The 14,583-nt window shown below is 42.4% G+C and carries 13 protein-coding genes and 1 riboswitch; of the genes, 4 read left to right on the forward strand and 9 right to left on the reverse strand.

What is annotated here, in order from left to right; all coding sequences use genetic code 11:
* Position 1: 1 nt before the first annotated feature.
* Positions 2-1,045 carry a tRNA (adenosine(37)-N6)-threonylcarbamoyltransferase complex transferase subunit TsaD gene (gene tsaD, locus DRF63_RS06120; RefSeq protein WP_005598001.1) on the reverse strand — a complete coding sequence of 348 codons (1,044 nt, stop codon included), beginning with the start codon at positions 1,043-1,045 and terminating at the stop codon, positions 2-4.
* A gap of 91 nt (positions 1,046-1,136) precedes the next feature.
* Positions 1,137-1,913, reverse strand: coding sequence for an outer membrane protein assembly factor BamD (locus DRF63_RS06125; RefSeq protein WP_005598002.1), 777 nt, complete (start codon positions 1,911-1,913; stop codon positions 1,137-1,139).
* Between the two features lie 152 nt (positions 1,914-2,065).
* Between DRF63_RS06125 and rluD the strand changes: the two genes are divergently transcribed.
* A complete protein-coding gene (gene rluD, locus DRF63_RS06130) occupies positions 2,066-3,043 on the forward strand; it encodes a 23S rRNA pseudouridine(1911/1915/1917) synthase RluD (protein WP_005598003.1) in 978 nt (325 codons plus the stop codon).
* Between the two features lie 43 nt (positions 3,044-3,086).
* Here rluD and DRF63_RS06135 read toward each other — a convergent pair whose 3' ends face one another.
* From DRF63_RS06135 to DRF63_RS06165, 7 genes are all read right to left on the reverse strand, one after another.
* Positions 3,087-3,800 (reverse strand): YwiC-like family protein, encoded by a 714-nt coding sequence (locus tag DRF63_RS06135; RefSeq protein ID WP_005598004.1) that lies wholly within the window; start codon positions 3,798-3,800, stop codon positions 3,087-3,089.
* 58 nt (positions 3,801-3,858) lie between these two features.
* Complete coding sequence (pfkA, locus tag DRF63_RS06140) at positions 3,859-4,833, reverse strand: 6-phosphofructokinase (protein WP_005598005.1); 975 nt, start codon at positions 4,831-4,833, stop codon at positions 3,859-3,861.
* Positions 4,834-4,942: 109 nt separating this feature from the next.
* Positions 4,943-6,145: an aminotransferase class V-fold PLP-dependent enzyme gene (locus DRF63_RS06145; protein ID WP_005598006.1), complete on the reverse strand. Its 1,203-nt coding sequence runs from the start codon at positions 6,143-6,145 to the stop codon at positions 4,943-4,945.
* Positions 6,145-6,843, reverse strand: a complete 699-nt coding sequence (locus DRF63_RS06150) for a thermonuclease family protein (RefSeq protein ID WP_005598007.1) — start codon at positions 6,841-6,843, stop codon at positions 6,145-6,147. The genes DRF63_RS06145 and DRF63_RS06150 overlap by 1 nt, the downstream gene beginning before the upstream one ends.
* A gap of 65 nt (positions 6,844-6,908) precedes the next feature.
* Complete coding sequence (locus tag DRF63_RS06155; RefSeq protein ID WP_005598009.1) at positions 6,909-8,276, reverse strand: alanine/glycine:cation symporter family protein; 1,368 nt, start codon at positions 8,274-8,276, stop codon at positions 6,909-6,911.
* Positions 8,277-8,384: 108 nt separating this feature from the next.
* Positions 8,385-8,491, reverse strand: a riboswitch (glycine riboswitch).
* 250 nt (positions 8,492-8,741) lie between these two features.
* Entirely contained in the window at positions 8,742-9,794 is a 1,053-nt protein-coding gene (locus DRF63_RS06160; RefSeq protein WP_005598011.1) for an AI-2E family transporter, read from the reverse strand.
* Positions 9,795-9,887: 93 nt separating this feature from the next.
* Positions 9,888-10,262 (reverse strand): cytochrome b562, encoded by a 375-nt coding sequence (locus tag DRF63_RS06165; protein ID WP_005598013.1) that lies wholly within the window; start codon positions 10,260-10,262, stop codon positions 9,888-9,890.
* Positions 10,263-10,410: 148 nt separating this feature from the next.
* Here DRF63_RS06165 and trhP point away from each other — a divergent pair, with 148 nt between their 5' ends.
* The 3 genes from trhP to waaA all read left to right on the forward strand — a co-directional run bounded on the left by trhP (position 10,411) and on the right by waaA (position 14,582).
* A complete protein-coding gene (gene trhP / locus DRF63_RS06170; protein WP_005598015.1) occupies positions 10,411-11,808 on the forward strand; it encodes a prephenate-dependent tRNA uridine(34) hydroxylase TrhP in 1,398 nt (465 codons plus the stop codon).
* A 246-nt stretch (positions 11,809-12,054) separates the two neighbouring features.
* Positions 12,055-13,302, forward strand: a complete 1,248-nt coding sequence (locus DRF63_RS06175; RefSeq protein ID WP_005598017.1) for an O-antigen ligase family protein — start codon at positions 12,055-12,057, stop codon at positions 13,300-13,302.
* Positions 13,302-14,582, forward strand: coding sequence for a lipid IV(A) 3-deoxy-D-manno-octulosonic acid transferase (gene waaA / locus DRF63_RS06180; RefSeq protein WP_005598019.1), 1,281 nt, complete (start codon positions 13,302-13,304; stop codon positions 14,580-14,582). Before DRF63_RS06175 ends, waaA begins: the two co-directional genes overlap by 1 nt.
* Position 14,583 lies beyond the last annotated feature (1 nt).

The raw sequence follows: 14,583 nt of genomic DNA on the forward strand, positions 1-14,583 counted from the left end.
TCTAACCGCCTGTCGTTGAAATATCAGGAAGTTCGGTCATATTCCACCGAGGTTTTACGCTGATGCTTAAATCGCTGGTTTCACCGTTTTTTAAGCGTAAAAACCCGGTATAAGCAATCATTGCACCGTTATCGGTACAAAATTGCGGACGAGGGTAATAAACCTCGCCTTTTAAATTTTTCATCATCTCCGCCAAATCGGTACGTAATTGCTTGTTAGCACTTACACCGCCCGCCATCACAAGACGTTTATAGCCGGTTTGCTGTAAAGCTCGCTTACATTTGATGATAATCGTGTCCACCACCGCTTGTTGGAAAGCGTGAGCAATATCACAGCGAGTTTGTTCGTCCAGCCGCCCGTTCTCGTCTAAATTGGCATTAATCGTATTAGCGGCAAAGGTCTTTAAGCCGGAAAAGCTGAAATCCAGCCCCGGTCTGTCCGTCATCGGACGAGGAAATACAAAACGATTCGGCGTACCTTTCTCAGCCAACTGCGAAACCGCCACGCCCGCCGGATAATCCAATCCGAGTAATTTGCCGGTTTTATCAAAGGCTTCGCCGGCGGCATCGTCAATCGATTCGCCTAAAATTTCATACTGCCCTACGCCCTCCACTTTAACAAGCTGGGTATGTCCGCCCGAAATCAATAACGCCACAAACGGAAACGCCGGCGGGTTATCTTCCAACATCGGCGCCATTAAATGTCCTTCCATATGGTGTACGCCGAGTGCGGGCACGTTCCACGCATAGGCGAGCGAACGGGCGATTGTCGAGCCGACTAATAACGCTCCGACTAAGCCCGGACCTGCGGTATAAACCACACCGTCAATATCGGCTGCAGTTAAATTCGCTTCTTTTAACGCTTCTTGAATCAGCGGTAACGTTTTACGGATATGATCACGTGAAGCCAACTCCGGCACGACGCCGCCGTAATCCGCATGCATTTCGATTTGGCTATAAAGTTGGTTTGCCACCAAGCCTTTCTCTTCATCATAAATTGCCACTCCCGTTTCGTCACAGGAAGTTTCAATACCTAAAATTCGCATATTTTCGTCTTATTTATGAAATGGGAAAGGGGCATTATTCAAAAATAACGCCCCTAAAATTGCAAAACTTTTATAAAAATCAACCGCTTGCTTAGAATTGTTCGCTATATTCAGGCTTAATCGCTTCAGGGAAGTTTTTATCTTTATTCGCTTCGATTAATGCCGCGACTTTCTCCGCCGAATCTTTCACGCCCATTTGTTCATAGGCTTTTTGCATATAAGAAAGCGCTTGATAGGTCGGTTTACTTTCCGGATAAAAACGCATCATTTCTTCTACTCGGTTTACCACCGCTACATAAGCCTCTCGCTCATCGTAGAATTTTACGATGGACAATTCATGCTCCGCCATACGATTAATTAAATACGCCATCCAATTTTGCGCATCACGTGCATATTGGCTTTGCGGATAATGTTGCACGATAGTTTGGAAGCTACCGTATGCGTTACGCACACTGTCTAATGCGCGAGAAGCACGATTAACGCCGAAGAAATCTTGAATAAAATTATCGCCTAAACGCGCATTGCTTAAACCCGCCAAATAATAAACATAATCCATACTTGCACTGTTCGGATAGGCGCGTACGAAACGTTCCGCCGCATCCAACGCCTTATAATACTCGCCGATTTTATAATTTGCGAAAATTAAACTTAATTGCGTTTGTTCACCGAACGTACCTTGTCCGCCTTTAGCCCCAATTGCATCCAAATAACGAATTGCAGAATTATAATCGCCGTCTTGCAAATAGGTTTGACCTTTGGTGTAGAGATCTTGTGCCGACGTTTCTTCTAATTCTTTATTCGCACTTGAACAACCTACAACTAAAAGTCCTGCCAATACGAGAGAAGCAAGAGAAGTAAATTTACGCATATGATTTTACCTATAAAAAAGTGTGTGCAATGAAAAGTTAATGTACAATAGTTTCGTTTGACCGATGGCACTTTGCTAAGTTCATACAGATATGCCTTATTTTATAGAACCTCGCTAAATAAGCAACAAACAAATTTTGGAATTTATATTTAATGACTCAACAAATGACATTAACGGCGGAAGTCACCGCCGACTTATTAGGCTGTCGTCTTGACCAAGCCCTCGCTCAGCTTTTTCCCGACTATTCTCGTTCTAGAATAAAAGTGTGGATTGAGAGCGATTTAGTAAAAGTAAACGGTATAGTTGTAAATAAAGCGCGTGAAAAAGTTTTCGGCGGCGAGCAAGTCGAAATTCAAGCGGAAATCGAAGAAGAAATTCGTTTCGAGCCGCAAGACATTCCGCTAAATATCGTGTATGAAGACGATGATATTATCGTAATTAATAAACCGAAAGATCTGGTTGTCCACCCCGGGGCAGGGAATCCGGACGGTACGGTGCTGAATGCGTTATTGCATTACTACCCGCCGATTGCCGAAGTACCTCGTGCCGGTATCGTACACCGTTTGGATAAAGACACGACCGGTTTAATGGTGGTAGCAAAAAATATTCCGGCGCAAACCCATTTAGTCACCGCACTCCAAAAACGTCGTATTACCCGTGAATATGAAGCGGTGGCAAGCGGGGTAATGACGCAAGGCGGTAAAGTGGACGAGCCGATGGCACGCCATCCGACCAAACGCACCGCAATGGCGGTACACCCGATGGGTAAGCCGGCGGTAACTCATTATCGTATAATGGAGCGTTTCCGTAACTATACTCGCCTACGCTTACGCTTGGAAACCGGACGTACTCACCAAATTCGCGTACATATGGCGCATATTGCTCACCCGTTATTAGGTGATCAACTGTATGGCGGTCGTCCTCGTCCGCCAAAGGGGGCGAGCGAAGAATTTTTAGCGGTGTTACGCGGTTTCCAACGCCAAGCGTTACACGCAACCATGCTGCGCTTAGAACACCCGATTACCGGCGAATTGATGGAATGGCACGCACCGCTACCGGACGATTTCGTCGAATTAATCGAAGCCTTAAAAGCCGATTATCAGCTTTATAAAGACGATTTGGATTATTAATGAGAAAAGTCCGTAGCCTTAAACGGTTACGGACTTTTTATTTTTACGGCGAGTAAATCAAACAAATAAAGAAAATAAATACGGTAACAAATTCTAACATACCGATTTGCTTTACATTTAAGCCGAAACTTGGCACTAATGCGGCTCGTATAAATCCGATCAGATAAGCAAAATAAAGCCATTTATCACCTAAAAACCAATAAATCACCGCCAGCAATAAATGTAAGCCGAGGCTTAGCTCCATAAATAACGGATTTCTTCTCTCTCGCACCATACTTTTTACATAAAAAGTAGTGGCAATAAAGAAAAGCGTCGGATGAATCAAAATCGCCCAGTCATATTCCGAGCTAACTAAATAACCGCTTGCCATACCGATCACACCGAAAGTAACAATGCCGGCAATATCATTATTCAAATGGCGTTCGTTTTTTTTCTTCGCATAATAAGTTTGTACTAATCCAAGCGGTAAAATAATCGGTAAAAATTGCAAAATATCCGGTTTATTGATAATCACCGGCAGTGCGAAACCAAGACTGAGGACAAAATAAACGATTGCCCATTTTTTATTACGTGCGGTCGGTTTTTTACTAAATAAGGAAAGGAAAGGATAAGAGAATAAATAGAGGAACAGCCAAGAAAACGCCAACCAAAAATGAAGCGGACTAAATCCGCTTTTAAAACCGGCATATAAAAACGGAACGAATGCCATCACTAATGCGCCGTGTTGATTTGAAATGACCGGTTTATCTTTCAGCATAAAGTATCCTTACATAAAAAAGGCGACTATATTAGTCGCCTTGGTATTCTAAGGAAAATTAGAATAATTTTCTAGCCGCCTCAAACAGTTCTTCTTTGAACGGACGGCGCATATTGTTAATCGCATCAATAATATCGTGATGTACCAAATTCTCATTTTTGATACCGATACAACGACCGCCGTGACCTTGTAATAACAGATCCACCGCATATACGCCCATACGGGAAGCTAAAATACGGTCGAACGGGCAAGGCGCACCGCCGCGTTGAATGTGACCTAATACGGTTGCGCGCGTTTCATGACCGAAACGGTCTTCGATTTCTTTTGCCAATGCCTGAACGTCCGTCATTAATTCGGTAATCGCAATAATCGCATGACGTTTACCTTTATTAAAACCGTCTTCGATATTACGCATTAGCGACTCTTTATCCAAACCTTTTTCCGGCACGATAATATATTCGCAACCGCTGGCAAGCGCCGCACTAATGGTTAAATCGCCGCAGTGGCGTCCCATAATTTCAACGATTGAAATACGCTGATGCGAGGTAGAAGTATCGCGTAAACGGTCAATCGCTTCCACCGCCGTTTCCAATGCGGTTTGGTAACCGATAGTATAATCCGTACCGACGATATCATTATCGATCGTACCCGGAATACCGATACACGGATAACCGAATTCTTCGGTTATAAGTTTCGCTCCCATATACGAGCCGTCTCCGCCGATAACGACCAGCGCATCAATATCGTATTTTTTTAAGGTTTCTACCGATTTTTTACGTACGTCAGGATCTTTAAACTGCGGGAAGCGCGCCGAACCTAAAAAAGTACCGCCGCGGTTGATCGTTTCCGATACGGAACGACGATCAAGCGGAATTACTCTATCGGTATATAAACCGTAATAACCGTCTTGTACGCCATATACTTCTAAGCCTTCGTTTAATGCGGCGCGGACTACGCCACGAATTGCGGCATTCATACCCGGTGCATCACCTCCACTGGTTAGCACGGCAATTTTTTTGATTTGTTTAGCCATTTTTTGACACCTTTTGCTATAAATTTAAATTTTAAAATAAATCGAAAATTGGCGGCAAGATTACCTTATTTAGGGTATTCATTCTAGTGCTATTTCATCTTTTTTTGATCTAATCAAGCAAAATATCCAAGGCTAAATCCAACGCCTTGAAGAATTTCTCCAATTCGTCGGGCGAAGTATAATGCGCCAACGAAATTCTTAGTGTGCCGCTTTGTTGCAAATAATGCAGATACGGCTTCGCACAATGCTCTCCGCTACGTAACGCGATTTTACTTTCGGTCATAATCGCCGCAATATCGGCATGATGAATCCCGTCAAATGCAAAACTAATGGTAGAACAATTCGGCTGAGAAAAAATTCGAATATTTTTATACTTTTTTAACCGCTTGTAGGCTTCTTCCGCCAGATTATCCACAACATGATTCAATGCTTCGAAATCCCATTGTTCGAGCCATTCCAATGTTTTGCCGAAACCAATAATTCCGGCGATATTCGGCGTACCGGCTTCCAAGCGATAAGGTAAAGCGGCAACGGAAAGTGCGGATTCCGAAATATCTTCCAACATTTTACCGCCGAAAAACAGCGGTCGAATTTGCTCTAAACTTTGCAATTTTCCGGTTAAAACACCGACACCGGTCGGGCCATACATTTTATGCGCCGAAAAGGCATAAAAATCCGCATCCAGTTTTTGTACGTCCACTTTTTCGCAACATACCGCTTGCGCGCAATCTAATAAAATTTTTGCATTGGAACGGCGGCGAATAATCGGGATCAGCCGTTCGACCGGCTGACGTACGCCGGTTACGTTTGAAACTAAATTCAAGGCAACGATTTTAGTTCTTTCGGAAACGGCTTGCGTTAAAGCGGTCGGATTTAACTGAAAATTTGCATCTAACGGCAACACAATTAATTTCGCTTGCTTACGCTGTGCTAACTGCTGCCACGGAATAAAATTCGCATGATGTTCGGCAACCGAAATCACAATTTCATCTCCCGCTTCCAGTAAATGTTCCAAACCGTACGCCACTAAATTAATCGCATGGGTGGTACCGCTTGTCCAAATCACCGCATTGCGAGATTCCGTATTAAAACGAGAAGCGACTAAATCTCTCGCTCGCTCATAAGCTCGGCTTTGTATCAGATCGTATTGGCTGCGATGTACCGACCCAGCCGAAGCATAAAATTCGACCGTACTATCAATGAGAATCTGTGGTTTTAAAGTCGTGGCGGCGGAGTCCAGATAACTCCATTCCGCTTGTTGTCGAAAAAAAGGAAATTGAGATCTAAACGCTTCCGTTTGCTGCATATTCATTAACGCACCGCCTCCCGATACAATTTATTACAAGGAATACCGTCACGATTACCGTCCATCGTTTTAGAACCGCATAGATCGAAATAACGCTTCGCACTTTGGTAATCGCTAAAATCACGACAATGTAACACTTTATGACAATCTACCGCTTTCTCTTTAGCAAGCGGTCGTGTTTTAGCCCTATTTTGCAAATGCCAATCGAAATCCGACCGCTTGTCCGCCTGATGAATTTGCCGCCATTGTGCGGGATTTATCGGCGATTTATCTTGCCATAATCCTTGCTTTTCTCGCTTCGCTTTTTGCATGGCATTTTCATAAATCGGCAAGGTTTCACGGTATGCCCACGCCATGCCTCTTTTTACTAATAATAAATTGATATTGCGTTCTTGCTCGTCATATACCACCGCTAATAAACGTTGGTAACGATCATAGCCGTTATACCGTAATATCACTTGTTTTTTAAACACGAGATTTGCCAATGTTTGTTTCGCTTTATTACCGTAGGGCTGAGCGGATTCCGGTGCGTCAATATGTAGCAAACGTACTTTAAGCGGTTTGCGTTTGTGTAAACAGGTCAGCGTGTCGCCGTCGCTGATTCCTACCACTTTACAACTGATTTCATTGTCTGAAGCGGCATAGAGCGAAGGAGAGATTAAATTAAAAAAGACGAATAAAATTAAAGAATAAATAACTTTCATACAAAATAAAAAAGTGTAGGTATTACCCTACACTTTAACAGATTTTCCATAACTCGGCGTGAATCTTATTCGAGTTCACCGTTTTTTAAACGAGCAAAATAACTTTTAGTTTCTTCGATAATGACTTTACGCAACGCAATTAATGCGATGAGATTCGGGAACGCCATCAAACCGTTTACGATATCCGCAATCGTCCAAATCGTATTTAATTGTAAGAACGGTGCGGAAGCAATTAATAAGATAAACAGTAAACGATAGAATTTAATTCCTTTGGTTCTGCCGTTCGTGAGGTACACGAAACAACGCTCACCGTAATAGCACCAGCCCAAAATAGTGGTAAAGGCGAAGAAAATCAATCCGACGGTAACGATGACCGCCCCGAACGAGCTGTCTAAACCTTGGTTAAAGGCAAGATTGGTTAATTCAGCCCCTTCGGCTTTACCGGTCCAAGCGCCGGTTAATACGATAACTAAACCGGTCATAGTACACACAATAATCGTATCCAAGAAAGTACCGGTCATGGAAATTAAACCTTGGCGTACCGGCTCTTTAGTTTGTGCCGCCGCTGCCGCAATCGGCGCCGAACCTAAACCCGATTCATTCGAGAAAATACCGCGTGCCACCCCTAATTGAATTGCTTGCATTACGGTAAAACCGAAGGCTCCGCCCAATGCGGCTTCCGGATTAAACGCCGCATGCACGATTAACACGATTGCATCCGGTACTTTTTCCGCATTCATAATTAATACGCTGACAGATGCAATCACATAAGCGACCGCCATAAAAGGTACGATAATCGATGCGATTTTAGAAATACGTTTCACACCGCCTAAAATGATCGAAGTCACGACTAAGGTTAAAACAATCGAGCTAAATACGACCGGTATATCGAAAGTCGATTCTAACGAATGAGTAATACCGTTTACTTGCGGGAAGGTACCAATCCCTAATAAGGCAACCAATACACCAAAAAATGCAAATGCTTTTGCCAGCCATTTCCAGTTTTTACCCATTCCCATTTCGATATAATACATCGGGCCGCCGGCGACAAAACCGTCTTTATCACGACCACGGAATTTAATCGCCAATAAACCTTCCGCATATTTGGTCGCCATACCGAATAAAGCGATCAACCACATCCAGAATAATGCGCCCGGTCCGCCCGAATGAATAGCGGTCGCTACGCCGACAATATTACCGGTACCGATGGTTGCGGCAAGTGCGGTCGAAAGTGCGGCGAAAGCGGGAATATCGCCGGATTGTCCTTTCCCTTTTTCCGGTTTGAACATATAGACGAATGCACGCGGAAGCTGCGAGATTTGAATACCTTTCAAAGCGCAAGTCAGATAAATACCGACACCGGAAAGTAAAATTAAAAGCGGAGCGCCCCAAATAAGGCTATTAATTTGATTAAGAATTGCGTCAAATGACATGATGGTTCCTCGTAAACATAACTTACAAGGAAAGAAAAGCAGGCTATAAGCGGTCGAATTTCGCCAAAAATTTGCAAAATCCTAAACACAAATAGAAAATAGGTTGTACTTTTCTCCCCTGTCCTTTTGCCTGAGCGTTTCATGCTTACGCACTTGCGCCTTCGGCGTCCATTTTCCATTAACTACATGGATTGGATCTCTCCAAGGGTTCGTCCAGTAACTGTCCTCGCTATTGCTAGCACCTGAAAGATTTTACCTCGTCGGTAGAGCTTATCGCTCTTCTCCAGCTACCTTCATCCGAACGTATCTTTTAAAAAAAGAATGTGCGGAATTCTACCGATTCTTTAAAAATCGTCAATAGCCTAAAAACATATTTTTAAGCAAACGTTTGCTTTTTGCTTATAGTTTACACAATCCAATAAAAAAGCGACCGCTGTTATGATATTGGCGATCGCTTTTTCACCTTTAACGACGAGTCGGTACTTCTTCTATATCGCCCAGTAATACCGCATAACGACGGGTCGAACGGCTTGACTCTAAAGCGATTTTTAACGCCATCGTAAGCGGTACGGACAACAACATACCAACCGTACCTAATAACCAACCCCAGAATAATAAAGACAAGAACACGACAAGGGTTGAAAGCCCGAGACGTTTGCCCATCATTTTCGGCTCCAAGACATTACCGAATAACATATTGATGCCAACTACCCCAATCAATACGCCGATACCGACGGAAAATCCGTTTAATAAAAGCGCTTGTAATACAATCGGAATACCGGCTAAAAACGAACCGATATTCGGAATATAATTCAGTAAAAAAGCAAGTGTCGCCCAAAGCACTGCATATTGCACATCAAGCACGATCAATAAAATCCAAATCGAGATACCGGTTAATGCACTCACAACCGTTTTTACCCCTAAATAGCCGATAACTCCGTCTAATACTTGGTTAAGATAATATTCCTCATTCGACAAATCATCATCCGGACTTAATGCCAAAGCCAGTTTATATTTAGCCATCGGTGATTCGAACAACATAAAAATCACCACTAAAAATAACACGAAAATATTCGATACCACACCGGAAAAGCTAAGCAGCAAACGGCTGACAAAATTCATAACTACGCTTGGGTCGAATTTATTCAGCACATCTTCTTGGGTAATACTAATCGGTAAATTATAAGCTTTAATCAAGGCAAAAACCGTGTCCAAACGCTCCGTTAATAGCACCTTATATTGCGGAATCGAAGCGGTAAATTCCTGAATCGCCCCATTAAACATTCCGGCCAGAAAGAAGAAAATTAAAACGATTAAACCGAGTAATAAACCGATTGCCAGCCCTAACGGAATATGACGCTTGGTCATAAACTTAATAATCGGCGAGCAAATAATCGCAATAAATAATGACAACAAGAAAGGAATAATAATCTCCCCTGCCATTTTTATACCGGCGAGAATCACGATAATTGAAGCCGTAGCGACTAATACTTTGGTTAATGATGACGAATGTTCCATAGTTCTCCGAAAACAAGCGGTTAAATTTGAATAAATTTTTGCAATTTACATTGCATAAACAAAGAGGCGATTATTCAATCGCCTCTCCCATGATTACTTATACTCGGAATGATATTTTTTCTTAAGACCGTTTAAACGTGATACCGCCATTTTGGCTTCTTTCAATTTATCTTGTTTAGCCAGTTCTTCCGCCTTCTTCACTTCGTCAATCACTTCTTGCATACCTGCTTGATAGCCTTTGAATAGTTCTTGATCACCGCCTAAACTTGCCGGCATTGTATTTTTAGCTTTTTCCGCTTGTACTAAGAACTGTTTTGCCGATTCCTGAAATTCCTCAGCCGTCTGCGCGCGATTAAAAGCTCCCATGTGCTTATTCATTTGGAACATTTCCATCATCACGCCGTTCGCTAATGCAACGGATGAAAAAGCAAACATCGCTACAGCTAACGTTTGTTTAAATTTATTCATAATTTCCCCACATGTTAAGTAATAGATTAAAAAATCGTATTCTAATCTATCTACATCTTGCTAGAAAGTAATATTTGTTAGAAAATAGACAATTTTATGCGCCCTACTTGTAGAGCGTACTGACTTGTTATCAGAAGAGAATAGACCTATGTCCGAATTAAAATACCCGAAACCCGAATTACTTTCACCGGCCGGTACCTTAAAAAATATGCGCTATGCGTTCGCTTACGGTGCCGATGCCGTTTATGCCGGTCAGCCTCGTTATAGCTTACGTGTGCGTAACAATGAATTTAACCACGCCAATTTGCAAATTGCGATTGATGAAGCGCATAGCTTAGGCAAGAAATTCTATGTGGTGGTGAATATCGCACCGCACAACTCAAAACTCAAAACCTTTATCAAAGATCTAAAAGTTGTGGTGGATATGAAACCGGATGCGTTAATTATGTCCGATCCCGGTTTAATTATGTTAGTGCGTGAAAACTTCCCGGAAATCGATATTCACCTTTCAGTACAAGCGAATGCGGTAAACTGGGCGACGGTAAAATTCTGGAAACAGATGGGGCTTACCCGTGTCATTCTTTCACGTGAATTATCATTGGAAGAAATCGAAGAAATCCGCCAGCAAGTGCCGGATATCGAGCTTGAAATTTTCGTACACGGCGCACTTTGTATGGCATATTCAGGTCGTTGCCTATTGTCCGGTTATATCAATAAACGTGACCCGAACCAAGGTACTTGTACCAACGCTTGCCGTTGGGAATACAAAATGGAAGAAGGCACAACAGATGAAGTCGGTAACATCGTGCCGCAATCCGCCGTTCAACGCTATGAACCGGAAATCGAAGTGAAAAATATTGCGCCGACATTAGGTGAAGGCTTACATACCGATAAAGTATTCTTATACACTGAGCCAAATCGCCCAGACGAACAAATGACTGCATTTGAAGATGAACACGGCACTTACTTTATGAACTCAAAAGACTTACGTGCCGTACAACACGTAGAAAGATTAACCCACATGGGCGTTCACTCACTCAAAATTGAGGGACGTACTAAGTCGTTCTACTATTGTGCGCGTACCGCTCAAGTTTATCGTAAAGCGATTGATGATGCGGCGACAGGTAAACCATTTGATGAGTCATTAATGGACACCTTAGAATCACTTGCACACCGTGGTTATACCGAGGGTTTCTTACGTCGCCATACTCATGACGAATATCAAAACTACGAATACGGCTACTCGATTTCGGACCGCCAACAATTTGTCGGCGAATTTACCGGTAAACGTAACGCCGAAGGTATGGCGGAAGTCGCGGTTAAAAATAAATTCCTCGTGGGGGATTCGGTAGAAATGATGACCCCGAAAGGTAATATCGTGTTCAAAATCGAACGTATGTTAAACCGCAAAAATGAACAAGTGGAAGCAGGACTTGGTGACGGACATTTTGTCTTTTTAGACGTACCAGCGGATATTGAGCTGGATTATGCACTATTAATGCGTAATCTTGTAGATTCTAATACAAGAAATCCGCATAAAGCGTGATCCGCTTCACAAAATAAGCAATGTATGAAAAATGTTGCAAATTTGTTATTGAATTTAAACACAAGATACATATAATTTTGCACAGTACTCATAGAAGTATGACTCCATAATAAATTTCACCCCTCAGGAACGAGGGGTTTTTTTATGTTTATTCAAAAAATTTATATAACTAAATCGCCTTTTCTTTCCTCTCCTCTACAATTTTTAAGTATAATAACTCGTCATTCTTTTTATATGGAACATGCTATGTTAGCGCGAGTTAAATCTTATAATAACCAACTCTATTCAATCCTAATCGGTCTGTTTTTTATTTTGGCGCTTCCTTTAAAAATCAGTTATAGCCTAATTCCGATTCTATTGGCTGTTTCAGGTATTGCGTTACTTGTTCCCCATATTAAATCCCGTACTTTTAACTTAGATAAAGCGGATAAATGGCTGATTGCTTCGTTTGTCTTTTACTTTACGCTTTGTGTAATTTCATTCATGACGCATAAAGGCAAATTCAGCGAGCTTGATCTACCGAGTCGAGCCGTTCTCACTCTGCCGATTCTAGCCGTATTGTATAAAAAGCACATTCAACAAGTATGGATCCTATATGCTATTCTAGCCGGCGGTATTGTGGCGGGAGTCGTCAGTATCATTCAAGTTTTCGGTTTTGATCTTGATAAGCCCTTTCCGAAAACGATGCATATTCAAGCCGGTGATATGGCGATGTCTTTAGCTATGTTCTCATTTTGCGCATTATTTTATTTCCATGCGCAGAAACAACGTCTATTGACTGTTACTTGTTTAATCTCCGGATTACTTGCGATGATTGCCAGTTTCCTAACGACCGCACGCGGTGCTTGGATCGGTGTTCCGGCTGTGCTTGCGGCCATTTTCTTGTTAAACCGTAAGAACTTATCCAAATGGGTCGTTACCAGCGTACTTTTAATCACACTTTCCGGCGGATTCTTTGCTAAAGAGACGATTTACCAGCGTTATCTTGAAGCGAAAAGCGATATTTCCGCTTATGTAGATCGTTCAAATACCAGCACCTCCGTCGGCGCTCGTTTTGATATGTGGAAAAGTTCGCTACTGGGCATTCAAGAAAAACCGCTATTCGGTTGGGGGTTAGAAGGCGTGAAAGAGATGCGTAAACAACATTTTGAGCAAGGAAAGATTTCCCAGTACGCATCCGGATTTGCACATGCGCATAACCAATATTTACACGATACCGCAACCAGAGGCGTATTAGGATTAATTGCTTTATTAGCTATTTTATTTGTACCGCTTAGCTCGTTTTGGCGCAATGTGCGACGAGCCGCACCGAACTCGTTAGCTCACTTATGGGGCGTTCTAGGGATTACGCATATTTTATTAATGATGAGCTACTTTTTAACTCAAGCGTTTTTATCGCATAATTCCGGCGTAATGTTTTATTTTACCGTTACGCTTATTTTCCTAGGATTACAAAAAACCGCACAAAATCAACCGCTTGTAGGAACTCAATAATGTTACGTATTTTCTATACCGTTATCAGTTACATTATCCAACCGTTTATTTTACTGATGATGTGGAAACGCGGTTATAAACAACCGGCTTATCGTCATCGTTTATTTGAACGTTACGGTTGTTATCATGAATTGGCAAAGCCCGTAGCGGGTGGTATTATCGTGCATGCCGCCTCAGTGGGAGAGGTTATCGCCGCAACACCGTTAATTAGGGAAATTCAAACCGCCTATCCCGAGTTGCCGATTACGGTTACAACTGTTACGCCGACGGGATCCGCGCGAGTCAAATCCGCTTTCGGCAATAGCGTGTCACATTTTTATTTGCCTTATGATTTACCCGATGCCATTTTACGTTTTCTAAACTTTATCAATCCTAAATTGATGATTGTAATTGAAACCGAATTATGGCCGAATCTTATTCATCAGGTTCATAAGAAAGGCATAGCCTTTATCATTGCTAATGCTCGACTTTCGCCTCGTTCCGCCAAACGCTACGGTTGGATTAAGCCTAGCGTCGAACATATGTTAAATAAAATCTCATTAATTATGGCGCAAGATGCGGTCAGTGCCGAACGCTATTTAGCATTAGGTTTTTCTCCCGAAAAATTGGTCAATACCGGTAACCTGAAATTTGATTTGGAAATTACCGATACGTTACGTCATAAAGTGGATAATACGAAACAAGAGTTGAATTTGGCTAACCGCCCGGTTTGGATCGCCGGCAGTACGCATGAAGGCGAAGAAAAGCTGATCCTAGACGCACATAGACAACTTCTCTCTCAATGGTCGGATTTAGTACTGATTCTAGTGCCTCGCCACCCCGAGCGATTCGGAACGGTGGAGGAATTATTAGTCAAATCCAATCTCAATTATATAAAACGTACCGATAAACATCCGTTAAAACCCAATACTCAGGTTCTACTCGGCGATACCATGGGAGAAATGATGCAATTATACGGGTTAGCTAAAATTGCTTTTGTCGGCGGAAGTTTAGTCAAACACGGCGGACATAACCCGTTAGAACCGATTGCTTTTGAACTTCCGGTTATTTCCGGTGTACATACATTTAATTTTCCGGAAATTTTTGAAAAATTGCGTTATGTGAAAGGGGTGGTGGAAGTGAAATCCGATGCGCAAGACATCGCACAAGCGGTACACTTTTTACTCAGCAATGCGGATGTTTGTCAAAAAATCAGCCAAGCAGGGTTCGATGTTTTACAAGAAAATCAAGGCGCTCTCAAACGCCATATGGCACTTATCGCCCCTTACTTAGAGAAATAAA

This window comes from Actinobacillus pleuropneumoniae (assembly GCF_003290385.1).
Taxonomy (GTDB): Bacteria; Pseudomonadota; Gammaproteobacteria; order Enterobacterales; family Pasteurellaceae; genus Actinobacillus; species Actinobacillus lignieresii.